24 protein-coding genes are annotated in these 24,973 nt (G+C 42.8%); 20 read left to right on the top strand and 4 right to left on the bottom strand.

Annotation, left to right across the window (positions count from 1 at the left end; translation table 11 throughout):
• Window positions 1-9 precede the first annotated feature (9 nt).
• Genes AC1DOV_RS05020 through AC1DOV_RS05010 form a run of 3 tightly spaced genes read left to right on the top strand, consistent with a single transcriptional unit; the run spans window position 10 to window position 3,460 of the window.
• Window positions 10-969 (top strand): AAA family ATPase, encoded by a 960-nt coding sequence (locus AC1DOV_RS05020; RefSeq protein ID WP_477549342.1) that lies wholly within the window; start codon window positions 10-12, stop codon window positions 967-969.
• An 8-nt stretch (window positions 970-977) separates the two neighbouring features.
• Entirely contained in the window at window positions 978-2,120 is a 1,143-nt protein-coding gene (locus AC1DOV_RS05015) for a DUF58 domain-containing protein (RefSeq protein WP_477549341.1), read from the top strand.
• Entirely contained in the window at window positions 2,117-3,460 is a 1,344-nt protein-coding gene (locus AC1DOV_RS05010; RefSeq protein WP_477549340.1) for a DUF4129 domain-containing protein, read from the top strand. The genes AC1DOV_RS05015 and AC1DOV_RS05010 overlap by 4 nt, the downstream gene beginning before the upstream one ends.
• Before the next feature lie 49 nt (window positions 3,461-3,509).
• On the opposite strand, the gene AC1DOV_RS05005 is transcribed toward AC1DOV_RS05010, so the two are convergent.
• The gene (locus AC1DOV_RS05005) at window positions 3,510-4,484 is read right to left on the bottom strand and encodes a YpdA family putative bacillithiol disulfide reductase (RefSeq protein WP_477549339.1); all 975 of its coding nucleotides are present in this window, start codon (window positions 4,482-4,484) and stop codon (window positions 3,510-3,512) included.
• 207 nt (window positions 4,485-4,691) lie between these two features.
• On the opposite strand from AC1DOV_RS05005, the gene AC1DOV_RS05000 reads away from it, so the two are divergent.
• From AC1DOV_RS05000 to AC1DOV_RS04990, 3 genes are all read left to right on the top strand, one after another.
• Window positions 4,692-5,234, top strand: a complete 543-nt coding sequence (locus tag AC1DOV_RS05000; RefSeq protein ID WP_076265867.1) for an ADP-heptose synthase — start codon at window positions 4,692-4,694, stop codon at window positions 5,232-5,234.
• A 313-nt stretch (window positions 5,235-5,547) separates the two neighbouring features.
• Window positions 5,548-7,293: an ABC transporter ATP-binding protein gene (locus AC1DOV_RS04995; RefSeq protein ID WP_477511839.1), complete on the top strand. Its 1,746-nt coding sequence runs from the start codon at window positions 5,548-5,550 to the stop codon at window positions 7,291-7,293.
• Window positions 7,294-7,308: 15 nt separating this feature from the next.
• Window positions 7,309-9,117, top strand: a complete 1,809-nt coding sequence (locus tag AC1DOV_RS04990; RefSeq protein ID WP_477549338.1) for an ABC transporter ATP-binding protein — start codon at window positions 7,309-7,311, stop codon at window positions 9,115-9,117.
• 48 nt (window positions 9,118-9,165) lie between these two features.
• Here AC1DOV_RS04990 and xerS read toward each other — a convergent pair whose 3' ends face one another.
• Complete coding sequence (gene xerS, locus AC1DOV_RS04985) at window positions 9,166-10,260, bottom strand: tyrosine recombinase XerS (protein WP_477511863.1); 1,095 nt, start codon at window positions 10,258-10,260, stop codon at window positions 9,166-9,168.
• A 527-nt stretch (window positions 10,261-10,787) separates the two neighbouring features.
• On the opposite strand from xerS, the gene AC1DOV_RS04980 reads away from it, so the two are divergent.
• The 13 genes from AC1DOV_RS04980 to AC1DOV_RS04920 all read left to right on the top strand — a co-directional run bounded on the left by AC1DOV_RS04980 (window position 10,788) and on the right by AC1DOV_RS04920 (window position 21,443).
• A complete protein-coding gene (locus AC1DOV_RS04980) occupies window positions 10,788-11,585 on the top strand; it encodes a TerC family protein (RefSeq protein WP_076265871.1) in 798 nt (265 codons plus the stop codon).
• A 308-nt stretch (window positions 11,586-11,893) separates the two neighbouring features.
• Window positions 11,894-12,550 carry a spore cortex-lytic enzyme gene (sleB, locus tag AC1DOV_RS04975; protein WP_441882544.1) on the top strand — a complete coding sequence of 219 codons (657 nt, stop codon included), beginning with the start codon at window positions 11,894-11,896 and terminating at the stop codon, window positions 12,548-12,550.
• Window positions 12,551-12,702: 152 nt separating this feature from the next.
• The gene (locus AC1DOV_RS04970; RefSeq protein WP_339202621.1) at window positions 12,703-13,422 is read left to right on the top strand and encodes a DsbA family oxidoreductase; all 720 of its coding nucleotides are present in this window, start codon (window positions 12,703-12,705) and stop codon (window positions 13,420-13,422) included.
• 24 nt (window positions 13,423-13,446) lie between these two features.
• Window positions 13,447-13,644: a hypothetical protein gene (locus AC1DOV_RS04965; RefSeq protein WP_477511842.1), complete on the top strand. Its 198-nt coding sequence runs from the start codon at window positions 13,447-13,449 to the stop codon at window positions 13,642-13,644.
• 107 nt (window positions 13,645-13,751) lie between these two features.
• The gene (locus AC1DOV_RS04960) at window positions 13,752-14,840 is read left to right on the top strand and encodes a lactonase family protein (protein ID WP_477511843.1); all 1,089 of its coding nucleotides are present in this window, start codon (window positions 13,752-13,754) and stop codon (window positions 14,838-14,840) included.
• Window positions 14,841-14,885: 45 nt separating this feature from the next.
• Window positions 14,886-15,101, top strand: a complete 216-nt coding sequence (locus AC1DOV_RS04955; RefSeq protein WP_076265875.1) for a cold-inducible protein YdjO-related protein — start codon at window positions 14,886-14,888, stop codon at window positions 15,099-15,101.
• A gap of 129 nt (window positions 15,102-15,230) precedes the next feature.
• Window positions 15,231-16,547 (top strand): sensor histidine kinase, encoded by a 1,317-nt coding sequence (locus tag AC1DOV_RS04950; RefSeq protein WP_477511844.1) that lies wholly within the window; start codon window positions 15,231-15,233, stop codon window positions 16,545-16,547.
• 21 nt (window positions 16,548-16,568) lie between these two features.
• Window positions 16,569-17,207 carry a response regulator gene (locus AC1DOV_RS04945; protein WP_477511845.1) on the top strand — a complete coding sequence of 213 codons (639 nt, stop codon included), beginning with the start codon at window positions 16,569-16,571 and terminating at the stop codon, window positions 17,205-17,207.
• A 135-nt stretch (window positions 17,208-17,342) separates the two neighbouring features.
• Window positions 17,343-17,783, top strand: coding sequence for a thiol-disulfide oxidoreductase DCC family protein (locus AC1DOV_RS04940; protein ID WP_477511846.1), 441 nt, complete (start codon window positions 17,343-17,345; stop codon window positions 17,781-17,783).
• Window positions 17,784-18,689, top strand: coding sequence for a DoxX-like family protein (locus tag AC1DOV_RS04935; protein ID WP_477511847.1), 906 nt, complete (start codon window positions 17,784-17,786; stop codon window positions 18,687-18,689). It abuts the gene before it with no gap.
• Window positions 18,690-18,714: 25 nt separating this feature from the next.
• Window positions 18,715-19,392, top strand: a complete 678-nt coding sequence (locus AC1DOV_RS04930; protein WP_477511848.1) for a DUF4166 domain-containing protein — start codon at window positions 18,715-18,717, stop codon at window positions 19,390-19,392.
• A 131-nt stretch (window positions 19,393-19,523) separates the two neighbouring features.
• On the top strand, window positions 19,524-20,399 hold the full coding sequence (locus tag AC1DOV_RS04925; RefSeq protein WP_430058958.1) for a radical SAM/SPASM domain-containing protein: 876 nt from the start codon (window positions 19,524-19,526) through the stop codon (window positions 20,397-20,399).
• Window positions 20,400-20,600: 201 nt separating this feature from the next.
• Complete coding sequence (locus AC1DOV_RS04920; protein WP_430058959.1) at window positions 20,601-21,443, top strand: undecaprenyl-diphosphate phosphatase; 843 nt, start codon at window positions 20,601-20,603, stop codon at window positions 21,441-21,443.
• 51 nt (window positions 21,444-21,494) lie between these two features.
• Here AC1DOV_RS04920 and AC1DOV_RS04915 read toward each other — a convergent pair whose 3' ends face one another.
• Together AC1DOV_RS04915 and AC1DOV_RS04910 are read right to left on the bottom strand one after the other, a co-directional pair.
• Window positions 21,495-22,718: a voltage-gated chloride channel family protein gene (locus AC1DOV_RS04915; protein ID WP_477511849.1), complete on the bottom strand. Its 1,224-nt coding sequence runs from the start codon at window positions 22,716-22,718 to the stop codon at window positions 21,495-21,497.
• A 95-nt stretch (window positions 22,719-22,813) separates the two neighbouring features.
• Complete coding sequence (locus AC1DOV_RS04910; RefSeq protein WP_441882325.1) at window positions 22,814-23,167, bottom strand: DUF5658 family protein; 354 nt, start codon at window positions 23,165-23,167, stop codon at window positions 22,814-22,816.
• 107 nt (window positions 23,168-23,274) lie between these two features.
• On the opposite strand from AC1DOV_RS04910, the gene AC1DOV_RS04905 reads away from it, so the two are divergent.
• The gene (locus tag AC1DOV_RS04905; protein ID WP_477511850.1) at window positions 23,275-24,843 is read left to right on the top strand and encodes a glycosyltransferase; all 1,569 of its coding nucleotides are present in this window, start codon (window positions 23,275-23,277) and stop codon (window positions 24,841-24,843) included.
• Window positions 24,844-24,973: the final 130 nt, after the last annotated feature.

Below are 24,973 nucleotides of genomic sequence, written 5' to 3'. Positions count from 1 at the left end.
AGTTGACTTATGTCTATTGAAGCGATAAAACAACTAGCCGAACAATTGAAATCTAATATTGGACGCGTCATCGTAGGCAAAGAGGAAGTTGTAGAACTAATGCTCATCGGACTCCTTACATCAGGGCATGTGCTGCTCGAGGATGTGCCAGGAACAGGAAAGACCTTGCTCGCTAAATCTATGGCTAAATCATTGGCTTTATCTTTCAGGCGAATTCAATTTACACCCGATTTGCTTCCATCGGATCTAAGCGGCATTCATTTCTATAATCAAAAAATAAGCGAGTTTGAATTCAGAGCTGGTCCATTGTTTACTCATTTGCTGTTAGCAGATGAGATTAATCGTGCGACGCCTCGTACCCAATCGAGTTTGCTCGAATGTATGGAAGAGCGTCAAATCAGCATCGACGGTGAAACCAAATATTTGGAGCGTCCATTTATGGTTATTGCTACACAAAATCCAGTGGAGCATCAAGGAACGTTTCCACTTCCGGAAGCACAGCTCGATCGTTTTTTATTCAAAATTAAGATGGGTTATCCGACGACTGAAGAAGGTTTGCAGCTATTAAAACGTTTTAAAGATCATGATCCGCTTACGGAGCTTGAGCCAGTTGCAGGAATAGATGTCATTCAGAAGGCACAGCAAGCCTATTCAGCGGTGAAAGTGAACGATGACATCCTTCAGTATTTGCTGCAAATCGTGGAGCAAACACGAAGGCGTGAGGAGGTTTCTGTTGGTGTCAGTCCGCGTGGCAGTCAAGCGCTGCTCCGTGCTTCCCAGGTACATGCCATTTTGCGAGGACGTGATTTTGTTACGCCTGATGATATAAAGGCAATGGCGAAGCCGGTCTTGTCCCACCGACTAGCCATTCGCGGCATGCATCGTACAGCAAATCAGGCGGAGTCCATTATTGATGACATTATTCGTTTGACGGCCGTGCCTGCTGAAGCAGGCGTTACGGCTCGTTAGGCAGCCTGATGATTTTATTCTGGTTTATATTAGCTGCAATCGTCATTTTGTCACTACAGGGCAAAATATTTCAAAAGCTCGTATTGCGCCGTATCCAATATGAACGGCGTTTTACGAGCAAAACATGCTATAGCGGCGAGCAGGTTGAGATGATAGAAGAGATGGCCAACGCCAAATGGCTGCCGGTGCCCTGGCTACGCGTGGAATCACAGCTATCCACTCATCTGCATTTTCAACAGCTTGATAATTTTTCTGTGAGCAGCGGGCAGCTTTATCAGAACCATAAGAGCTTCTTTAGTCTATCGCCGTATACAAAAATTACGCGCACACACCGCATCACCTGTGCAAAGCGAGGCTGGTACAAGCTTCAAACCGTCACGTTAACGGGCGGTGATCCGCTTGGTTTAACCCATTCGTCCGCTCAAATTGCGCTTCAAGGGGAACTGCTTGTTTATCCAAAGCCTGCCGAGGTGCCCATTCATGAGCTACCTTATCATAGCTGGCAGGGTGATCAATCGATTCGCCGCTGGATTATCAACGATCCATTCATTATTGCTGGCGTTCGCGATTATCAAGCGGGCGATACGTATAAGCAAATCAACTGGAAAGCTACTGCAAAAACAGGAAGCCTTCAAGTCCATCAGTATGATTTTACCGCGGACCGCAGACTGATGATTTATTTGAATGTGGACGATGTAGAGGGCATGTGGCGAAGCGTTACTGATTTATCGTTAATCGAGCTAGGTATTGAATGGGCAGCAGGGGCAGCTGAAGCTGTCATTCAGCAGGGCATGGAAGTTGGTTTTGCATCCAATATGCCTTTGACCGGCATGATGGAAAGCGTTCACATTGAACCTAGAGGCGGGCATGAGCATTTAATCGTTATTTTAGAGGAAATGGCGAAGCTCGATATAGAACGCACAGAGCTGTTTCATCATTTGTTGGAACGCGAAGCAAGAAGCGGCTACAGTGAACGAGATGTGCTAATGATTACGGCTTATTGGAACGAAGAACTGGAAAAACAAGCTGAACAGCTTCGCTACAACGGCAATGCAGTCGCAGTTTGGATGCTGACAGATAAAGCTAAGCAAACGATTAGCGATGTTGGACAAGCGATATCAGGTAGCGGCAGAGAAGAGGTGACCGCGTGAATGAGCCCCAGAAGCGATCTTTTTCTTTAAATACCTTAGGTCAAGGCGTTATTGAACTGCTCTTTTATTTGCCCGTATTTATAGCGATAGCTGTTTACTTGCTGCCTGCTGGAGCTTTGTGGCCATGGATAGCAACGATTCCTCTCTGTTACTGGGCGGCATCGCTAATTCTCGGAAAATATCCAAGATTACGATACGGCGTGAAGCTGCTTCTAGTTATTGCTATTGGGGCGTTGCATAGCAGTTTGTTCATTATCGCATGGGTAGGTAATATGGATATCGTCCCTATGGTTGTATGCGGACTTGCTGCTGCTGTAGCAGCAATGAAGGGCATGTCGGCGCAATTGCGCGGATGGTTCAACTCATTTCCCAATACACAGATGCTGATTGGAGTGCTCCTTTATGTAGCTGTACAGCCGTTAAAAATAATTGCGTTAAAAAAACTGATGGAGTACAACGGTGTTTTAATCGTTTGCGGAATTGCTGCCGTCATTATCTTTTTCTTTTTTGCAAATGAGCGGCATTTGAACAGTGAAACAGTAGATTCAGGGAAAACGTCAGCTACTCTTGCTTTCAAACGCCAAAATCGTCTATTAATTATTGTAATTGTCAGCATCATTAGCTTTCTTGCTCTTTTCCGCCAAATTCAGAAGATGATTGAGAGCTTCTTTCATTCAATTATTGAGCGAATAATGAACTGGCTAAACCAGTCTAGGGAGCAAACATCGGTTGAAGAACCTCCTATTGATTCTTCAACACCTGAGATGCCTTTGGAGGAAACGAAGCCGCCGTCTGATTGGATGCTGCTACTCGAGCAAATTGCGAAAATTATCGGCATCGTGTTAGTCATCATCATCTTCTGCATTCTGTTCTATTTTATTGCTAGAAAGGTAATGCAATGGGCGAAACTGCTTGCTGCTAAATTGCAGGAAAGAGGAGCAGATAGCCGCAATAATGGGGTTGGCTTTACAGATGAAGTTGAAAGTTTAATGACATTAACTAAATGGCGGGAGCAAATGGGCAATAAACTGAAGCAGCTGCTGCCAAAGAAGCGTTCCTTTGCTCAGGAATGGAATGAGCTGCGAACAAATACAGAAAAAATCAGGTTTTTATATGCTCGCTTATTGAGAAGCAGCGCCGAACAGGGGTATACGGTCAAAGAACATATGACTCCGCGCGAAACGTCAGAAGACCTGAATACATGGCAGGCTGGCAAGCTTGACAATATGCCTCGATTTATTGAGTTGTACGAAGAAGCAAGGTATGGCGATAAGCAGCCAGATGACCAACAAATCAACGCTCTTAAAAACCAGTTCGAAAAAAAAGGGAATCAAGCTTAACAAGCTGATTCCCTTTTTTTGGTGTATGATTCAAAGCATAACCATATAATCATTTGAGGCTTAAAATATGTTCGGCAATTTTATGGCCATGATACCGTCCGGATTCGATGAAAATTTCATTTGCTTCATGTCTGGAGGCTACCACACCTGCCAGATAAATGCCTGGAACATTCGTTTCCATAGTATCTTCGTTGAAGGTTGGATACCCTTCTTCCTCAATCGTAACGCCGCTTGTGTTAAGGAAGTTGCGATCGGGATGGAAGCCAGTCAAAGCTAATACAAAATCATTTTCCAAACGGATCTCGCCTTCAGGTCCTAGTACAGTGATGTCATTGTTTTCGATAGAGGTTACAGTTGACTGAAACAGCATGCGAATAGAGCCTTTGATTACTTTGCTCTGGAAACCTGGCTTAACCCATGGCTTAATGCTGGTAGAATAATCATTGCCGCGATAGACGACCGTTACCTCTGCACCGACCCTCTCTAGCTCTAAAGCCGCATCGATTGCGGAGTTGCTGCCGCCAATAATGGCAACTTTCATACCAACGTAGGGATGAGATTCGCGGAAGAAATGACTAACCTTATCGAGCTGCTCACCGGGAATGCCCAGCTCATTCGGATGATCGAAATAACCTGTAGCTATGATGACATACTTGCTTTGGTAGGTGCGCTTCTCGCCAAAACGATCTTCTCCATGCAAAATAAACTGTCCATTCTCAGGCGTAATCTTATTTATCATTTCATAGGCTTGCACACGAACGTTTTTGCGCTGCGCGGCTGTTCTATAATAATTAAGTGCTTCCAGTCTGGAAGGCTTATCGTTAGCCGTTGTGAATGGTATTCCGCCGATTTCAAGATTTTCTGGACTGCTGAAAAATTGCATATAAGTGGGATATTGCGAGATTGAATGTACAATGTTGCGTTTCTCTATGATCAGTGGCTGAAGACCAATCCGTTCGAGTTCAATCGCTGCTGCCAAGCCGCACGGACCGCCTCCAATGATGATGGCTTCTTCTTTTTGCATTCGTATTACCCTCCTATACTATAACGAAGCGATATAAATTCTAATATAACGATCATTTTACTGCGAGGCGTACATATTGTGCAAATCTGGATTTATGGCTCTCGTGTACATGCAATATATTATTGTATAATAATGTGTAACCATTCTTATTTGTATACCGGTTCTATGAAACTAGCTTTATTTCACAAAATGATAGGAGGAGATCACATGCGGCGACGTTTTGTAATAGAGGCAGTACTGGTGGCAACGTATGGACATCTTCTTGTACCGAGTCGTCCAATTGATTTTGTCGTTCCTTATTCATCCATAGCTGAGCTGTATGAAATGAGAGACGGTGTTGAACCTGTCATGGATGATCCAGATGATGATGGGCATGTAAAAACCAAAATAAATGAACTTATTGCTTTTTTTGAGGATGCTCTTAATCGCAAAAAAATTGAAAAGGCCATGCAAGTGCCTTGGCGAGAAAGCTCTCCGCTCATTCTAAATGATACGATTCATTTTACGGTCGTGCATGCTGTCGATAATGCCCATTATGGCGAGATGTTCGATCCGATCGAAACGGAATTGCTGTTAACAGGATTGAAGCTGCAAGTCCCATTGCTGTCGGATCAGTTTGAGTTTCAAGATAAGCTGATAGAAGCAGAGGTCCCTGTACAAATTTACGATATTGAAGATTTTGAGTTTGCGGTAGAGGAAGGCATCTCCTCAAGCGACTTTGATTTGCCGAATGAGTCGGACAGGTTTTAAATCATTTTTTTTGTAAAAACCTCTTGCGCAAAGGCAGAAACAGGTGTTAAGATTTGGATGGGTTAGGAAAATATGATCAAATGGATACGAAAAGGGGGGCTCACGAATGTTTTTCAATCAGATTGGAATGAATGTCGAAGGCGCGCAGTTTAGCATGAATTTCCATTCCGTTGTTCAAACATGCCGATCGGGCTGCCTTCGTTCATTGGTGTCAACGCAGCTTTTTTGACCGTTGCACGCTATTATACGAAGATCTCAAGCCGATTATGGCTTGAGGTCTTTTTTTGTTTCCTATAGGGGAAGGGGCAATCCAATGAAAACGCTGTTACGTTTGATGATTTATGTAAGACCGAGTGCCAAATGGGTATTTACAGCGGTTATCATTATGATTTTTGCGACGATATTCGATTTGGTAGCTCCTTGGGTATTAGCCAAAATATTTGACGAAGGAATCGGAAAAAGCAATATGTCCGTCGTGATCGGATTAACACTTGCTTTGGCAGGCATTCAAGCTTTAAAGAGCTTGGGCATGTTTATACAAGGTTATTCCCAAGAGCTGGTCGGTCAAAATGTCGTGTTTAAACTCCGGAAAGAGCTTTATGAGCATTTGCAGCGGTTATCATTTTCTTATTATGACCGTGCGCAGACTGGTCAGCTCATGTCCAGAATGACTGGGGATATTGATGCGGTAAAAAACTTTGTCGGGTTTGGAGCGATGAACCTATTTACTGGCATGCTGACGTTTATCGGAACGACGATTTTCATGATGACGATGCAATGGAAAGTAACTTTAATCAGCTTAATTACAATTCCTTTTATTTTGTTCGTCTTATTTCGCTTTAACCACAAAGTAGGACCAGCTTGGTCCAATATTCGTGAACAAATGGGGCGCTTAACGACTACGCTTCAAGAAAATATTTCAGGCATTCGAGTTGTCAAATCTTTTGCAACGGAGTCCGTAGAACAAAGGAAATTCGCTGAGCGAAATGAGCAAAACTTTGATACAAATATGGACCGGGCAAGGCTGGAGGCAAAAGCATTTCCCCTCATGGGCTTTTACGGAGGACTCACGTTTGTTTTGATGATCTGGATCGGTGCTATTTTTGTTGCTCGGGAAGAGATGTCGATTGGTACCTTCATAGCGTTTCAATGGTACACATGGGGCATTATTTGGCCGCTGAATATGCTAGGCTGGCAAATTAATATTTTCCAGCAAGCGATTAAAGCAGCTCCACGTGTATTTGAAGTGCTGGACACACCGGTTGATATTCAAACCCCTGAACAAGCGATAAATACGGACGGAATGCACGGCAACGTCGTTTTTGATCGTGTAACATTCTTCTTCTCCGATCAGGATTTAGCGAAGGATAAGCCGATATTGGATGAGGTTTCTTTCCAAGTGAAGCAAGGTGAGGTGATCGGTGTACTCGGTGCCACGGGTTCAGGCAAAAGCAGTCTGATTGGCTTGCTTTCTCGTTATTATGATGTGTCCAGTGGCAGTGTACTCATTGATGGTGTAGATGTGCGGGAATATGAGCTTGATGGACTGCGGCGAAGCATAGGTATTGTACCGCAAGAGACCTTCTTGTTCTCAGCATCGATTAGAGATAATATCGCCTACGGTCATCCGGATGCGACGCAGGAGCAAATTGAGGAGGCAGCACGCAAATCGCAAATCCATTCCTTCATCGAAAGCATGCCAAGCGGCTACGATACGCGAATTGGTGAGCGGGGTGTCGGGCTCTCTGGCGGGCAAAGACAACGTGTGGCGCTTGCTCGTGCGATTTTAATGGATCCGCCAATTTTAGTACTGGATGAAGCGACAGCGAGTGTAGATACAGCAACAGAATCAGCTATTCATGAAGCTTTATTAGAAGTCATGAAGGGTCGCACGACATTTATAATCGCGCAGCGGCTTTCCTCGATTCAGCATGCGGACCGTATTATTGTGCTTGAAAATGGCCGTGTGGCTGAAGAAGGCACACATAAGGAACTAAACGAAGGCAGTGGCTTCTTCCGTCAATTGTTTGATAGACAGAAGCAAATCGCACATCAATAGAAGAGAGGTGAAATCATGAGTCAAGTGGAGTGGGATATGGATTCTGATGTAGAAGAGAAGCCGTTTAATGGGAAATACATGCGGCGTATGCTTCAATATCTTATCCCTTATCGCAAATTAATGACGTGGGTCATTATTATAGTGCTTATTAATATGTTATTAAGCTTATCCGAGCCAATTATTCTTGCGTACATCATCGATAAAGGGATAAACCAAAAAGATTATTCGGTTATCCATGTATTGGGTGCTATTCTGCTGGGCGTTAAGCTAATAGGCTGGTTGTTTAGCTATATGCATACCAGATGGATCAATTTTACAGGACAACGTATTTTGTTTGATCTTCGTCAGCAATTATTTAATCATTTGCAAACCTTGTCCTTTCGTTTTTTTGATGGGCGTCCCGCTGGTAAAATTATGTCCAGAATAACGAATGATACAAATGCTATTGGTGAGCTAATCAACGGCGGTTTGATAACGATGGTGATGGAGGTTACGCATTTACTTGGCATCGTCATCATTTTGATCTGGATGGATTGGCAGCTTGCTTTGCTCTCATTTATTATGATGCCGCTGCTCTATTTCATCGTTGCAAAGCTACGTCCAAAAATTGAAGGCTCATGGTCGCGTTCACGCTCAACGATGTCATCGATTAACGGTAATGTGAACGAAACGATACAAGGCATTCGTGTCATTCAAGCCTTCTCACGCCAGCGGACTAACAATGAGCGATTTGAAGGTATAAATACCCGCAACAAAGGCGCATTTATGCGAGCAATTACGTTGGAATCGACTGTATATCCACTGGTTGAAATGATCGGAATGCTGGGCACCTGTATCGTAGTTTGGTTCGGAGCCATGAAGGTCATTGAAGGCGCGCTTACGCTTGGCTTCATTATGGCGTTCATTAATTATTTATGGCGCTTCTGGGGGCCGCTGAGCGCCTTATCCAAGGTGTATAGCCAGCTGTTGTCAGCTATGGCTTCTGCCGAGCGTATATTTGAAGTGCTGGATACCGATCCAGAGGTGAAAAATAGCAAGCATGCTTTAGAACTGCCGCAGGTTCGCGGCGAGGTTGAGTTTGATAATGTTTCGTTTCGTTATGAGGAAAATAAACCTGATGTGCTTCATAACGTTTCATTTCTCGTTAAGCCCGGGCAAAGAGTAGCTTTAGTCGGGCCAACCGGCGCTGGAAAAAGCACGATCGTTAATCTCTTGATGCGCTTCTACGATGCTACTGACGGTACCGTGCGAATTGACGGGATGGACGTTAAGCTGGCAACGCTCGAATCTCTACGCAAGCAAATGGGAATCGTGCTTCAGGATTCATTTATTTTTGCGGGTACGGTAGAAGAGAACTTGCGTTATGGCAACGACCATGCAACAGAGGAAGAGCTGCTTAGAGCAGCCGAGAGCGTAAGGCTAGACCGCGTTGTAAGCAAATTGTCAGATGGGTATCAAACGCAGCTGGAGGAGCGAGGCTCAAAACTCTCGGTAGGCCAAAGGCAATTGCTCGCTTTCGGCCGTGTGTTGCTATCAGATCCCGGCATACTCATATTAGACGAGGCTACATCCAGCGTTGACATGGAAACAGAGCAGCATATTCAAGAGGCTTTGCACACGCTGCTAGCAGGAAGAACGGCGTTTATTATCGCGCACAGACTATCCACCATTAAGGATGCTGATCTTATTCTCGTCATTGAGAACGGAAGAGTAGCCGAGCAGGGGTCGCATTCGGAGCTGATGAAGAAAGGCGGCATCTACTCCAATCTTGTTCTAACACAGCTGTCTATGCAGGAATCTGTTATTTTGCAAACTAGTTCTTAATGGCATGAATAAAAGAAGAGGGCAAGTCAGGCTTACGCAAAAGATGCGCTAGCTTGACTCGTCCTCTTTTTTTGTACGATCGATTGCTTGTGCCATCGTTTTATCCGTTAAATGCGCATAAATTTGCGTCGTTTCCGGCGAAGCATGCCCAAGCTGCTCTTGGGTTTTGTAGATGTCGTTTCGCAGATAGTAGTCCGTGGCGAAGCTATGTCTGAGCTTATGTACGGATAAGTAAGGTTTTCCAAAGCGTTTGGCATATTTCAGTACCATTTCTTGAATTGCTCGCTTCGTCATGCGCGAACCCTCGTTTTTTCCATTAGCAACAGCCAGAAACAAAGCCTTCTCTCTTTTTGGCGCCTTGTAACGGAGTTCCCTTAGAGTCAAATAAGCTTGCAGATCCTCAACCGCCTCTTGGCGAAAATATACAGGGGTTTTAAACGTATCGTCATTTTTACCTTTGCGATACACATAGGAAAGCTTCTTCTTGAGATCGATATCATCGACGTTTAAATTGACGAGTTCAGATACACGCAAGCCTGAATGTAGAATAAAGCTAATGATACATGCATCTCTTATCATATTAAGCTCGTATGCGTAAAGTGCCTGCTTGTTTTTGGCAACATCCGTCCCATAATGCTGTTTAATATAAGCCATAAATTCGGAAATTTCCTCTTCTTGAAGCAGCTTGCCCTCAAGCTTTGCGGCTGTATCCTTCGGCTTATGCGTACGTTTAATCGTAACCTTTGCCATAACATTCCGTTTGAGTAGAGGATAAAATTCCTCATCCTCTGCAATTTGACTTAAATAATGAAATAACGAGCGGAGGGAGGAAAGCTTGCGTGAGATCGTCGTTTTACTGTTTCGCTCCACTTTATGAGTCGATAAATACATACGGAAGCCATCTATACTGTCCATATGCAGCTTTTCCAGTTCAAGCAAAGCTACATCTCTAATATTTGCTGCTTCAGAAAGACCTTCTGCCATTAACCAGTTAAGAAAGGTTTCATAGTCTCTCATATATTCGACAAGCGATGAAGGAGATAAATCTGGAAGTTTGTAATTAATAAATTTTTCAATATACCAAGGCATCGTAGGAAGTTTCTTGTCGAGCTCTTCACGATCTTTTTGTTTAATAATATTGATGGCGAGTCACTCCTAAAATTAATGGTGCGAATAATTAATGGCGTTTAATAAACATAATAATAATTATGTTAACAAATTATAATAATAACCAGATGAATAGTTATATTGTAACAATTAGAGTAAGGGGGTACAACGTCATAAAAGGGTAATAGGCAAAAAAAGAATTCTCTACTCAGAGACTTCTTCTCATTATGACCCTCATACGTAGATTATGGTGTTTGGATGTATAAGAATTTATATAATGGTCACTCTAAAAAAACAAAATAATTTCTCAATTATTTTATTTTTTATTTTTGAAACCCATTAATAAACAGCCCGTATACCTTTTTATAACTTCATCGTGCTTCATTCCAAAGGGGAGTAGCTGCTACAGTAAAGTCGTCATTACGAGAATCTAACGATCTCCGGCTTTATTGGCAACTTAACGTTGTTAGCGAGACCTTTGCCACTAGTCGGCAAAGGTCTATTTTTTGGGTGTAAGCACAAGTTAAATTTACTTAAGCAGAGTCGAAAGGGAGGAATCTTGTATGGATTTTGGTTTGTTAATGGAATATGGATGGGTTCTGCTCATCCTCATTGCAATTGAAGGTTTGCTCGCAGCAGACAATGCACTTGTGCTGGCTATCATGGTCAAACATCTGCCGGAGAAAGAACGGAAGAAAGCATTGTTTTACGGCTTAGCAGGGGCATTTGTTTTCAGATTTGCCTCGTTATTCGCTATTTCCTTTCTGGTTGGAGTATGGCAAGTCCAGGCAATTGGCGCGTTGTACCTATTGTTCATTGCGCTAAACCATATTTTCCGAAAAGTCATTTTCAAGAAGCATGTCGATAATGCAACAGAAGACAAAAAAGAAACCAAAAAAGCGAGTGGTTTCTGGTTTACCGTATTAAAGGTAGAAGTTGCGGATATCGCATTTGCAGTAGATTCCATCCTGGCAGCTGTTGCGCTTGCAATGGCGCTGCCAACGACCAATTTGCCGAAAATAGGCGGAATGGATGGCGGTCACTTTGCAGTCATCTTTATCGGTGGTTTCATCGGTCTAATCATTATGCGTTTCGCTGCTTCAGCTTTCGTGAAGCTGCTAGAGCGCAAGCCTGGACTTGAAGTTGCTGCATTCGTTATCGTAGGTTGGGTAGGCGTCAAGCTGGCTGTTGTCACATTGTCTCACCCTAAACTGGGGATCATTCCAGAATCATTCTCCCATTCAGCAGCTTGGAAAATTACCTTCTATGTAGTCCTTGTCTTGATCGCGGTTATAGGTTGGTTCCTATCGAGCGACAAAGAGGAATCCAATGACGGTAAGGTAGCTACAAATAACAACTAATCTATTTTCAATATAAATCAGAAAAAAACTGTTGAGTTTCCTCAACAGTTTTTTTCTTTTTATTAGCTTATAAATGTTCCGAACTCCTCTATATCACGTCACATTAAACCGTTAAGATTGTTTCATTATATGATTCAGATTTTTGCGATGTTGTAAATTAGTAAATATATGCAATTCTGCAAATTCGGTTACAATTCCATTTTAACTGTGCTAAACTCAAACGAGTCTGTAGAAGAGTTGCCAATCTTCTTCCAAATTGCGGACAATTTGTATGTACGCTATAGAAAAAGGAGGTTCATTCTTAAATGATGAACACTAAATTCATACAACATAGTATGGCGCTTATTATTATATTTATGCTGGCATTTTCGGTTCCGCTCGAAGCTGCTCATGCCGCTCCGCCTGCTACATTAAAGGTAGGAAGCTCAGGACCCGATGTTCCGGATTTGCAATATCGGTTAAAAACGCTAGGTTATTTTAATAAAGACGTAACGGCTTATTTTGGCACAACGACGTTAGAGTCACTCAAACGTTTTCAGAAGGATTATGGTGTGGCTTCCGACGGTGTAGCAGGCGCACAGACCTGGAAAACACTTAAGAGTGTATCCGTGAATCAAGGAGAGCTTGATTTGCTGGCAAGAATTATTTATGCAGAAGCACGTGGCGAATCCTATAAAGGACAGGTTGCAGTTGGAGCTGTCGTTATGAATCGATTGGCATCGTCTAGTTTTCCAGATACAGTAAGAGGCGTTATTGAACAGCCGCGAGCATTTACGGCCGTTGATGATGGACAATATAATCTTACTCCAAACAAACTTGCCTATCAAGCAGCACAGGAAGCTGTCAAAGGTTATGATCCAACAGGTGGAGCTCTTTATTATTTTAATCCAGAAACAGCTACCTCTGAATGGATTTGGTCACGCAAGCAAACCGGAAAAATTGGACGTCATATATTTGCAGTATAAACAAAAGATTCTTATCGACAAGGTAACTTGCGATAAGAATCTTTTTGTATCTATCATATTTGCCAGCGAGATGTTTTCAAAAAGTTATGCAATCATGTTACAATAAGAAAGATAGTATCATACTTTTTTTAAACATTCTGGAGGTGCCAACATTGAAAGTTGAAATTTGGTCGGATTATGTATGTCCGTTTTGTTATATAGGAAAAAGGAAGTTCGAACTCGCGCTTGCAAAATTTGCGCATAAAGACAAGATCGAAATCGTATTCCGCAGTTTTGAGCTAGATCCAAGTGCTGATCCTAATTCAAATATAAGCACATACAGCATGCTTGCAACGAAGTATGGAATGAGCGTGGAGAAAGCAAAGGAAACAACGGCTAACGTAGCAGAACAAGCTGCAGCTGTAGGAATCACTTTTCATTTTGAAGGAACAGTTTCTACAAATACGTTTGACTCACATCGTCTCGTTCACTTTGCTGCTGAGCAGGGCAAGGAAAAGGAACTTTCCGAGAGATTGTTTAAAGCTTACTTCACAGATGGCGTAAATATCGGCAATCGCGAGCGCCTTGTTGAAATCGCTGCTGAAGTTGGGCTTGACACTGCCGCAGCAGCTGCAATGCTTGAGTCTAACCAATTCGCTGACAATGTCCGTGGAGAAGAAGAGGAAGGCAGCAAGCTCGGCATTCGAGGTGTTCCTTTTTATGTAGTTGATCGTAAATATGCTGTTTCCGGCGCACAATCGCCTGAAGTGTTTTTGGACACATTAAATAAAGCGTGGGAAGAAAAACATCCAACCTTTATTCAAGTGAATGAAGGGGACGCTGATGTTACATGTACGGATGGTTATTGTGTTCCTGATCCATCAAAGTCGTAACAGCTTACGAAGGGCGGACATTTCATGGAGGAAACAACTCTAAGGAGCAACTGTCAAATTGAGCGAATTGGTGAAATCATCGAGTTGTCTCGGATGTCTGTTTTTATTTTAATAAATGAAAAACGTATCGAAGTGCCATTAACGAAAGTCGCTGAGGGTGTTAGCCTCGGCGACTTTGTTGTCTGGACAGGCAGCAGCTGGAATCGTAAAACGATCTTATGAAAAAACGTATTTGTCGGATTAGCTTTCACAACTTATAATAGATAACGGTATAAAAGTCAGACGCTCATTAAGAAGCGACGACATGCAAATACTTAGGGGGTTTAAACGTGACAAATGAACAACAACGTCTGCTTGTGTTCGCAGGCTCTTATGCAGAAACAGAGGAGAATGGCGTGTACGTGTATGCATTCGATGAGCAATCGGGTACATTAACGTTGACGGACGCGGTTGCTGATTTTAAAAATCCGACGTTTCTCAATGTAGATGCAGACCGCAAGCTATTGTATACGATCTCCGAAGCCGTGAATCAATCAGGTCTTAAGGTTGGAGAGGCTGCGGCATTTGCCATTGATACCAAGGAGGGCTCATTACGGCTCATAAACCGTAAAGAGACGGTTGCTTCGACGACCTGTCATATTCAGCGTGATGCGAATAGCCGTTATTTGACGGTTACTAGCTATCATGGCGGCATGATTGGACTATTTGGCATCACAGAAGAGGGCGCTATCGGTCAAGAGCTTGATGTGAAACAACATGTTGGAAGCAGTCAGCATCCAGAACGCCAGGATCGTCCGCATCCGCATTCCTCGTTCTACAGCCCTGACGGTCGATACCTGTTCGTTTCTGATTTGGGACTGGATCGAATTGTCACTTATCGCTTGGATGATGCTGATCATAAGCTTATTCACCATGCCGAAATTTCTTTGCATCCGGGAGCAGGGCCGCGTCATCTGTCGTTCCATCCGAATGGTAAGTTCGTCTATGTCATTAATGAGGTGGATTCAACAATTACATCGTTTACATACGATAAAGAAACCGGCCAGTTGACGACTTTAGCAACCGTTAGCACTCTTCCGTCGGATTTTAAAGATGAAAACTCTTGTGCTGAAATTACTGTATCTTCAGACGGCAAATTTGTATATGGTTCCAATCGTGGTCATGACAGCATTGTTGTTTTCGCAATTGATGAACAAACGGGTGCTTTGTCACTTGTTCAGCACATTTCGGTTGAAGGCGGACATCCACGTCATTTTGCACTGACGCCAAACGGCAATTATTTACTTGCTGCAAACCGAGATACAAATAATATCGTTACATTCAAAGTTAATAAATCAAGTGGACAATTGACCTTCACTGGGAATAGCGTATCGTTATCCAAGCCAGTTTGTGTAATCCCTGTTTATTTAACGATGTGAATAATTAATGACGTAAGCATAGAGAGAAAAGGGGAATACAGAAGCGTGGCAACTAGCGAAGAAGAAAAACCGAAATTAAAGGCGACCAAAATTTTCAAATGTAAAAATCCGGACTGCAAGGCATGGGTTAGAGATGAGTTTGCTGCAACGGAGCAAACTTGTCCGATCTGCAAAGGACCAATGCTCAGAAGCATGAGGCATTTGCCAGCCGTTCAGAATAAGCCGAAACCTCAGCCACGTAAGCCGAAATCGGACTACTAAAATGTTTATTCAAAAAAATCCCAATCCTCTCGTTAGAGCTGGATCGGGATTTTTTTATTGCACAGCGGAATCGTTCGACTAAAAATATGGTAGGATAGACATACAAACAATGACAGGATGGTACCCTATATGCTGTTTTATTTTGTCGCATTATTTACGGCAGCCGTAATTGTCATCTTAAATAATCGCAGTAGCGAATCGAATCACTGGGCTGCTTTATTTTTGTTCAGCGCTTCAATTGGCGGACTCTCAGAAGTTTTAATAGACCATGGGTTATTCTTAATAGCTGATCTACTGCAATTTCTTAATTATACATTCACGCCTTATGCTGTTTTCGTATTCTGCCTACTATATGCGTCTATTCTAGACCATAACCGAATGAGAAAAAAACTGAAATTTTATCTTTCCATTCCGATTTTTTTGATGGCTTTATTTGTTATGATTTCTTCTAATGTGCAATGGTTTTTTAACCTTCTGCTGCTATGGAGCGCGCCTTATTATTTAATTTCCTGTTATTTATTAGTCGCATCCTTTTGGAAAGAGCGTGATGCAAGAATAAAGCGAAGCCGCTTTATCACCACAATCATAATGGTTCCAACACTGCTGGCTGTTCTAATCTTCATATATGTGGCAAAGGTGATTACACCGGATTTTGAATTTTTTAATTATATATCAGTCTTTATGATTTATTCGTTGTCGGTCGCGCTGTTATGTACCTTCATGTATGGTGTTCTTGGTGTTAAACTCCGCTTTGAGCATGATCCAATGGAAAGTACGATGCGAGCAGTTAGCACTGGCACTACGATGCTTAATCATACGATAAAAAATGAAATTGGAAAAATAGCCATCAGTACGGAAAATTTAAGAAATCTGCTGCCTGAATCGAATGAGCAATCTATGCAGCATATGCAGATCATAACGAATGCATCCAATCATATGCTTGAGATGATCAGCCGTATTCATAGTCAAATAAAGGACATTACCCTGAAAGAGCAGGCGGTTCAGCTCGATCAGCTCATCGAAAAAGTTCTTTTTCAGCATGAGGGTCTGATGCAAAATAAAGGAATTTCGTTAACCGCGAAGTATGAGCTGCGTCCTATCATCCAATGTGATCCCATTCATATAAGCGAGGCATTTGGTAACCTGCTCATGAATGCAAGTGATGCAATGCCAAATGGGGGAGCTATTGTAGTGAGGCTTGCAGCGTATAAGAATGGGGCGGAGCTTTCTGTGCAGGATAGTGGCATGGGCATCCCGGAGGAGAAGTTAAGCCAGGTGTTTGATCCCTTCTATAGCAGTGGGAAAAGTGGACGGAATTTCGGACTCGGCTTATCTTATGTATATAATGTTATGCAAAAGAGCGGTGCAAAGGTCATTCTGACCAGCCAAGAAGGTGTAGGAACACGTGCAGCCTTAATATGGCCGCGAAAAAAGATTTTAAAATGAGTAGAGAAGGAGGGAGCAACCTTGAGTCATATCAAAGTGTTTATCGTTGAGGATGACACGGATTGGATTAAAGCGCTCACTACTTTTTTGAATAAAGAGTCTGATTTGCTTGTTGTAGGAACGGCAACTAATTCTACCGATGCGATCAATCTTGCACACACGCTTACGTTTGATGTTGTACTAATGGATATTCAGCTGGAGGGCAGCAGGCTTGACGGCATTCATACAGCAATTCTTATGCATGAGCATTCTCCCGCCAAGATTATCATGTTAACGTCATTAAATGATGAGCAGACGATGACTCAGGCCTTTACAGCGGGTGCTGTACAGTATTTGGAGAAGACACGCTTTCAGGAGCTGCCGCAAACGATTCGTAACGCATATCATCATTCTGCTCCTATGGAGGCTTTACTTAACGAGCTGACTCGGCTAAAGCGCGAGGAGCAGCTTAAGGAATTAACAGGCGCAGAACGTGAAGTATTCGAGCTTATTGAAGCCGGCTACACGCAATCGCAAATTGAGAAGAAGCTTTACAAGGCAGAGAGCACGCTCAAAAATCAGGTCAATAAAATGCTCAAGAAGCTTGGCGTGCGCAGCAGCAAAGAAGCTGTGGAAAAAGTGAAGCGAAGAGGATTTTTCCAGCGGGATGAGAAGGAATAACCTATTTTACATAGCTAGAAGGCAAAGGGGTACTACATAACGTAGTACCCCTTTGTTTGTCGTTCTATGAAAGATGGAACTGCCGTTACTATACAGCTTGCGGTTAAAATAAAACGAGAGAGGGAGCGATTTAACATGGAAGCAATAACCTCACACAACGACGAAGCTGCTGTGCTGCTCATTGATGGAAATTGCATGTTATGTAATAAAATTACTCACTTTGTCGTGAAGAGAGATAAAAAGAAATATTTTCGATTTGCTGCGCTTCAGTCGCCTGTTGGCCAGCAGTTGCTTAAGGATGGAAATTTGCCTATAGATGATCTTGATACGTTTGTAATGGTGCAGTCGAATCAGTACTATACCAAATCCGAAGCGGCGCTTCGAGTATTTCGCAAGCTTGACGGCTGGTGGAGGTTGTTGTATTGGTTTCGCTTCGTACCGCTTGCTTGGAGAAATTATGTTTATCATATTATTGCGCGAAATCGCTATCGTTGGTTTGAGAAACATGAAATGTGCATCATCCCGACACCAGAGTTATTAGAGAGATTTTTGGACGATGGAATAGGAGGAGCATGAATGAATAGAAAACCGATTTACGTCGAGCTTGAAATTCGTGCAACACAGGATGAACTGTGGGCGTATACTCAAATCCCACAGCTGCATGAGCAATGGGATCTCCGATTCTCGAAAATTCAATATTTTCCAAAAAATAGTGAATCCGACATCCAGAAATTCCAATATGAAACGAGAATTGGCTTTGGTCTAAACATTAGAGGCACAGGAGAAACGAGCAGCACAATTTTCAAAGATGGAAATGAAAGAGTATCAACGTTAACTTTTGCTTCAGAGCAGCCAATCTCGCTTATACGAATCGGAGGCGGTTATTGGAAGTACAAGGATCTTGGAGACAAACAGTCCTTTATAACATTATTTAATTATCAGACTCGTTTCGGTATTGCAGGACGAATTTTGGATCGCTTTGTATTCCGACCCCTATTTGGCTGGGCTACCGCATGGAGCTTCGATCGATTGCGAATATGGCTTGAGGAACGTATTCCTCCTTCTGTAGTTGCAGAGCGAGCTTTGCTTCATTATTTGAGCGTCTGCTTCATCGTTCTGCTCTGGTGTTATGAAGGCCTTGTGCCTAAGCTCTTGTTCCCAGAAACGGGAGAGTTGACAATGATGAGGCAGGTGGGTTGGTTTAAAGGAATGGAGCTGCAAATGGTTCAATTGATCGGTATTGGAGAAATGGGACTTGGTGTGCTAATCGCTTGTTTCCATAGGAGAAAATGGATTTATATTATTCACGTATTGGTACTTATTTCATTAACAATGCCAGCGCTTCTATTCTATTCAGAATTGCTGAAGTCGCCTTTTAATCCAATTACGCTTACGTTGCCAATGATTGGTTTAGGCTTAACAGCCTATTTAAGCAGACGTCACTTGCCGCAAGCGAGCCGCTGTAAAAGACAATTTAAATAAACAGAATAGAAAAGGGGAAATCACGATGCGTTCTATATATGAACAAGCGTTAGGAGCTGATTTTCAAAAGCTCCATCCTCGCATACAGAAGCGTTTTGGCTTTTGCAGTCAAGATCGTACCGCGTCCATAGGCCATGGTGTCATGCAGCTAATTTGGTACAACAAACTTGCTGCACTGCCATTGTTTATTGGAACGCTCCGCCACATCATGTTCCCCCAAGGCGGCGTAAACATCCCGTTTTCAATAGAAAACTATGCATATGTAGATGCATTCGGACGTGAAACCGTCACGTGGATTCGCAAATTCAAGTTTCCAAGGACGATCCGCCATTTTGACGCAACGATGGTGTATAGCGGAGAAAGAGAGATTATCGTTGATTATTTAGGAAATAAGCAGCATTTAGCAGTCGATTTGGATGTTGCGGTTTCCACAAAGGGTGGAATTCGAATCATTTCGGGTGAGCAGCGTTTCTATGAAGGGTGGCTTCAATTTCGATTTCCTCGTTTGTTTACTGGCAGAGCAGAAGTGAATGAGTGGTATGACGATGAGGAGCGCTGCTACAAAATATCTGTGGACGTTCGGAACCCTATCCTTGGCCAAATTTTCCGTTATGAAGGCTCTTTCCAAGCTTCATTCGTGAATAGCGAGCATGAGGCGATTCCGATTGGAATTCGGCCATTACGTGAAGAGAAGAGGGAATAAACGGCTACTGCTGTTTATTCCTTTTTGTCACTTTCGTGTTTGGCGTTGTATAATAGAAGCTGACACGATAAGCAGGTCCAAGCTAACGAGGTAAATGCAGCTGGATCCATGGGAAACGGAGTACTAGACTAATGAAAAAATTTAAAAAGTTTTATATAGAGACGACAAGTATTTGCAACTTATCATGCAGCTTCTGTCCGCCCACATTGCGAGCGAAAGGTTTCATTAAAGTGGAGGATTTCAAAAAAACACTGGATCAGATCAAGCCGCATACGGATTATATTTATTTTCATGTAAAAGGCGAGCCAATGCTGCATCCTAAAATGGACGAGCTGCTTGATATTAGCCATGAGAAGGGCTTCAAAGTAAATATTACGTCCAATGGAACACTTATTACGAAAAACAAGGAAAAGCTACTGAACAAGCCCGCCTTGCGTCAAATCAACTTCTCGCTGCACAGCTTTGACGGTCATGCCGGTTCTACGAATAAAGAAGGTTATCTTGCCGAAATCTTATCATTCGTAAAAGAAGCGGTCGCAAGCAGCGATATTATTATTTCGTTTCGGCTATGGAACTTAGATATGGACAATGAAACGAATCAGCAGAAAAACAAAAACCGAGAGCTCCTGGGCATGATTGAGAAGGCATTTAATCTCGATTATAAAATTGAAGAAAAATTCATACCCGGCTCAGGTGTCAAAATAGCGGAGCGCATTTACCTAAACCAAGATCCTGAGTTCAAATGGCCGGATTTAAAAGAGCCGGAGTATAATGGGAAAGGCTTCTGCCATGCCTTAAGGAATCAGGCAGGCATTCTTATCGACGGAACAGTCATCCCTTGCTGCTTGGACGGAGAGGGCGTCATTAATTTAGGAAACATTCATGATACTCATTTCTCGGAAATTATTGAGAATGAGCGATCAACTAATCTCTATGATGGTTTCTCAAGACGGGAAGCTGTCGAGGAGCTGTGCAGGAAATGCGGCTATCGCCAACGTTTTGGGTGATTACTAGGATTATGCTAGTAGGTCAACAAGGCAATTTGTAATAACAAAATAACTATAGTAACGATTATTAATGAAATAAGTTATGTGAATTATAGGTATTGCGTTGGAATTGTTGAGTGGGGTCTTTTTGTGTTATGATTTATTCCGTGCTGTTCTTTGTCGTCTTTCTATCAATCAGAGAGTTAGGAGATTCAACTACACATGGATTTTATTACGATTTTAAAAGCGATTATTTTAGGTATTGTTGAAGGATTAACGGAATTTGCACCTGTATCCTCGACAGGACATATGGTCATTGTTGACGATATGTGGCTTCAAACGGAACAGTACTTGACGAAGTACGTTGCGAACACATTCAAAATTGTTATTCAGCTCGGCTCCATTTTAGCAGTAGTCATTATTTTCCGAAATCGTTTTATTGACTTGCTGGGCTTGAACAGAGGCAGCAAGGACGCGGCACAAGCTTCTTCTCAACCGAAGAAAAAGCTAAAGCTAACACATGTTATCGTTGGTCTCATCCCAGCTGGTGTACTTGGTCTATTGTTTGACGATTACATTGATGAGCATTTATTCTCGATACGTACAGTGCTAATTGGTCTAGTTATCGGAGCTATACTTATGATTATTGCCGATCGTTTTGGGCCTAAGAAACCTAAGATCGAATCAGTTGACCAGATCACTTATAAGCAAGCCTTCTCCGTTGGGCTTATCCAATGTTTATCCCTCTGGCCAGGCTTCTCCCGTTCCGGTTCCACTATTTCCGGAGGGGTGCTGCTAGGCATGAGTCACCGCGCTGCTGCTGATTTCACTTTCATCATGGCTGTGCCGATCATGGCTGGTGCGAGCTTGTTGTCCTTGGCGAAAAACTGGGAGTACTTCACGTTAGAGTCATTGCCGTTTTTTATCGCAGGTTTCATAAGCGCATTCGTTTTTGCACTTCTTTCGATTCGTTTCTTCTTGAAGCTTATTAACAAAATCAAGCTTGTACCATTTGCGATATACCGCATCGTGCTTGCTGCTGTAATCTATATCGTTTATTTTTAACCAATAGAAAAAGCCTGCTCCCTTATGATAAGGAGCAGGCTTTTTTTCGATTTATGGGCGTAACTCAATTGGTTTTTGAGCTTCATAGATGCCGATTCGACCTGAACATATAAATGCGATTACGCAGCCGATAAACATATAAATTGCACCTTCAGCCCCAAATAATTCAATGCCCATGATGAAGCAAGCGATTGGCGTCTTGGCAGCGCCGCTGAATACGGATATGAAACCAATGGCAGCGAGCAGGGGGACGGAGACATGGAGCAAACCTGCAAGTGCGCTTCCTAGCGTTGCACCGATGACAAAGAGTGGAGTTACCTCCCCGCCTTGAAAGCCTGTCCCAAGCGTTATAGCAGTAAATAGTGTTTTCAATAAAAAAACAAACGGAGAAACCGCCTCTTGAAAGGACTGCTGTAGGAGAGGGATGCCTAGTCCCAAATAATCACGTGTACCGATCGCATAGACAATAGCAATAATGAATAGTCCGCCAAAAAAGCTTTTGAGAACAGGACTTTTAAACCATTTACTAAACAAACGTTTAAGTCCTTGTACAAGCTGAGTGAATAATAATGCAGCTAGACCAAAAAGCACGGCTGCAATGACAACTTTGACAATGAGCAGCCAGTCGAGCGGAGGGACATCGCCCATTGAATAGGAGATATGTTGAATTCCCCAAGCGGTAGCAACCAGATGGCCAACATAACTCGCGATAAAGCATGGGAGCAGCGCTTCATAACTGATGACGCCGATTGCAAGTACTTCTAGTCCAAAAATTGTACCGGCTAGAGGTGTGCCAAAGACAGCACCAAAGCCGCTGCTAATGCCGCACATCAAAATGATTTTGCGATCAAGCGGGCCTCTTTTAATAAGCTTGCCAAACCATTCCGCTAAGCTGCCGCCCATTTGTACTGCAGTACCTTCTCGACCAGCAGATCCGCCAAATAAATGGGTGATTAAAGTTCCAATCAGAACAAGTGGTGCCATTCTTAATGGGATGGAGCCATTACCGGTATGTATTTGCTCTATAATTAGATTATTTCCTCTACCTGCTTCTTTCCCAAACTTGAGATAAAGATAACTTACGAAGGCACCGCCGAGTGGCAGAAGCCACAATAACCACAAATGTTGTACACGCGTTTCGGTTGCGAATTCAAGACTGGCTAGAAATAATGCGGAAGCAGAACCAGAGAGGATGCCGATGACTCCAGCAATGAACAGCCATTTCAACATATATTTGGCAAGTGTGAGCGGTGCGAAATGCCTTACATCAATCATTCATGTGAACTCCTTCGTTGGCTCCCTGAGAGAAGGAATATGTTGTATTGTTTCTATTAGCTATTATACAACACTCCTAGAAGAGGTAAAGAAATTCATATCAGCGAATCAAGTGAAAACCAGCCGTCATAGACACCGTAAGAAATCCAAACCAAGTGATAAATATTGACGAGAAAGTAGATCAATACCGTAATAAGAATACATGGGTTGATCCAATACCGATTTTTCATTCGATAATAAATGAGGATTAGCAGCAGCGGGAGCAGCAGCTTCATACCATAGTAGCTAACGATATTCCAGTCATAAAGTTTTTGTACGAGTGGATTGAGCTCCTCGATTAATGATAGCCTCAAGCCTATATCTGTAAATAAAGCGTCGGCAAAGCAAAGAAACAGCAATCCGAACAGCAGCGGTTTTAAGTCCCATTCTTTGAGAGCAGTAATGGCCATTAAGCCTCCATTCTGAAAAAATGATCTGGGTTTTGCATAATAGATGCATTTGCCTCATATGGATTATCATTCCTAAGGAATTTCTGTGGAATAAAGGAGGCCTAACGTTGAAGCGAATATTGATTGGAAGTCCCATTCGCCAAAGACCGACCATATTGCGTCACTTTTTAGCCTCGCTTGCGCGAATCGAAGCAAGCTCTTTTAAAGTAGATTATTTCTTTATTGACGACAATGATAACGAGGAGTCCTCGCAATTGCTGAGCGATTTTATATCGAAGCAAAAAGAGAACAATGAAAGTGAAACCATCTTAATAAGAGGCGATTCGATAACACCATATGCAAGGGATGAGTTTACTCATTACTGGAGCAATGATTTAATTGATAAAATCGCAAGCTGGAAGGATCATATGATCCAAACAGCGAGAGAGCAGCAATATGATGGACTATTCCTCATTGATTCGGATTTGCTGATTCACCCGGAAGCAATTGAATCTTTGATTTCTTCCGAGAAAGAGATCATTTCCACTATTTTCTGGACACAGTGGCAGCCTAATACGATGGAAATGCCGCAGGTTTGGCTGAAGGATACGTATTGGCCGTTTCAGTCAGATGGAACAGTAAAAGCCGGTGACGGTGCGGAAGCGGCTGTCATGTTTCTAATGAAGCTTAGAGTACCTGGTGTTTATCAGGTTGGCGGCCTTGGTGCATGCACGTATATCACTCGCTCAGCACTGGAGAAGCCGATATCATTTCGGACGATCTCGAATGTATCATTTTGGGGCGAAGATCGTCATTTCTGCATTCGAGCAGTTGCTCTTGGCATCGATTTGTACGTGGACACCAGATACCCAGCCTTTCATATCTACCGAGAATCGGATATTGAGCGCGCTATATTGTTTATGGAATCCACGCAGGACAAAGCATATACAAATTCGAATATGTTGCCAGCACAAGGACCTACGATCATTGTGCCCACAGCAGGTCCTAAGCTTACGTTATCTATGATCGTAAAAAATGAGGGAGAGCGCTTTTTAAAGGAAGTGCTTGAGCATCATAAGGAATATATAGATCATGCGGTCATTATTGACGATGGAAGCACGGATCATACCGGGGAAATCGTTCATGAATGCCTTGCCGGCATTCCGTTGACCTATATTAAAAACGAAAGCTCGCAATTTCATAATGAAGTAAAGCTAAGAACGCAGCAATGGGAAGAAACGATTCGCATTCGGCCGCAGTGGATTCTGAATATGGATGCGGATGAATATTTTGAGCAAAAATTTAAGGAAGAGCTGCCAGTGCTGCTAAACGATACGGAAACGTTCACTTATTTGTTTCGATTATTTGATTTTTGGTCGGAAGATCATTATCGCGAGGATGTATACTGGAATGCCCATAGCGTGTACCGCCCATTTTTATTGAAATATGTAGAGGGATTTTCTTATGTGTGGAAGCAAACCCCTCAGCACTGCGGGAGATTTCCTGAAAACATTTATTCACTTGCTAATAAGACGTCAAACCTGCGTGTAAAACATTTCGGCTGGGCGCGGGAGCAAGATCGTTTGCATAAATACGACCGGTACAAGAAGCTTGATCCTGATGCGATTTATGGCTGGAAGGAGCAATATGAATCCATTTTGGATGAGAAGCCGAATCTGGTGAAATGGATAGAGTAATAAAGCAAATAAATCATAACCTTTGACTAAGCATACACTCTAGTGATATATTTGAGTGTACGAATAGTGCAGGAGATTTCACAACCGGCTGTGTGTCCGCATACAGCCGGTTGTGCCTACTATATGGAGG

Source organism: Paenibacillus sp. 01T47 (genome assembly GCF_056398245.1).
Note: the sequence above shows the minus strand (reverse complement) of the source record. Positions and strands in the feature narration are given on the sequence as shown.

What these genes read in the sequence shown, in the direction of transcription:
- AC1DOV_RS05015 (WP_477549341.1), top strand. Translation starts at nt 978, where the DNA reads ATGATTTTATTCTGGTTTATATTAGCTGCAATCGTCATTTTGTCACTA.
- AC1DOV_RS04920 (WP_430058959.1), top strand. Translation starts at nt 20,601, where the DNA reads ATGGATTTTATTACGATTTTAAAAGCGATTATTTTAGGTATTGTTGAA.
- AC1DOV_RS04995 (WP_477511839.1), top strand. Translation starts at nt 5,548, where the DNA reads ATGAAAACGCTGTTACGTTTGATGATTTATGTAAGACCGAGTGCCAAA.
- sleB (WP_441882544.1), top strand. Translation starts at nt 11,894, where the DNA reads ATGAACACTAAATTCATACAACATAGTATGGCGCTTATTATTATATTT.
- AC1DOV_RS04910 (WP_441882325.1), bottom strand. Translation starts at nt 23,167, where the DNA reads ATGGCCATTACTGCTCTCAAAGAATGGGACTTAAAACCGCTGCTGTTC.
- AC1DOV_RS04935 (WP_477511847.1), top strand. Translation starts at nt 17,784, where the DNA reads ATGAATAGAAAACCGATTTACGTCGAGCTTGAAATTCGTGCAACACAG.
- AC1DOV_RS04940 (WP_477511846.1), top strand. Translation starts at nt 17,343, where the DNA reads ATGGAAGCAATAACCTCACACAACGACGAAGCTGCTGTGCTGCTCATT.
- AC1DOV_RS04925 (WP_430058958.1), top strand. Translation starts at nt 19,524, where the DNA reads ATGAAAAAATTTAAAAAGTTTTATATAGAGACGACAAGTATTTGCAAC.
- AC1DOV_RS04915 (WP_477511849.1), bottom strand. Translation starts at nt 22,718, where the DNA reads ATGATTGATGTAAGGCATTTCGCACCGCTCACACTTGCCAAATATATG.
- AC1DOV_RS05005 (WP_477549339.1), bottom strand. Translation starts at nt 4,484, where the DNA reads ATGCAAAAAGAAGAAGCCATCATCATTGGAGGCGGTCCGTGCGGCTTG.
- AC1DOV_RS04990 (WP_477549338.1), top strand. Translation starts at nt 7,309, where the DNA reads ATGAGTCAAGTGGAGTGGGATATGGATTCTGATGTAGAAGAGAAGCCG.
- AC1DOV_RS05020 (WP_477549342.1), top strand. Translation starts at nt 10, where the DNA reads ATGTCTATTGAAGCGATAAAACAACTAGCCGAACAATTGAAATCTAAT.
- AC1DOV_RS04950 (WP_477511844.1), top strand. Translation starts at nt 15,231, where the DNA reads ATGCTGTTTTATTTTGTCGCATTATTTACGGCAGCCGTAATTGTCATC.
- AC1DOV_RS04980 (WP_076265871.1), top strand. Translation starts at nt 10,788, where the DNA reads ATGGATTTTGGTTTGTTAATGGAATATGGATGGGTTCTGCTCATCCTC.
- AC1DOV_RS04965 (WP_477511842.1), top strand. Translation starts at nt 13,447, where the DNA reads ATGGAGGAAACAACTCTAAGGAGCAACTGTCAAATTGAGCGAATTGGT.
- AC1DOV_RS04930 (WP_477511848.1), top strand. Translation starts at nt 18,715, where the DNA reads ATGCGTTCTATATATGAACAAGCGTTAGGAGCTGATTTTCAAAAGCTC.
- AC1DOV_RS05000 (WP_076265867.1), top strand. Translation starts at nt 4,692, where the DNA reads ATGCGGCGACGTTTTGTAATAGAGGCAGTACTGGTGGCAACGTATGGA.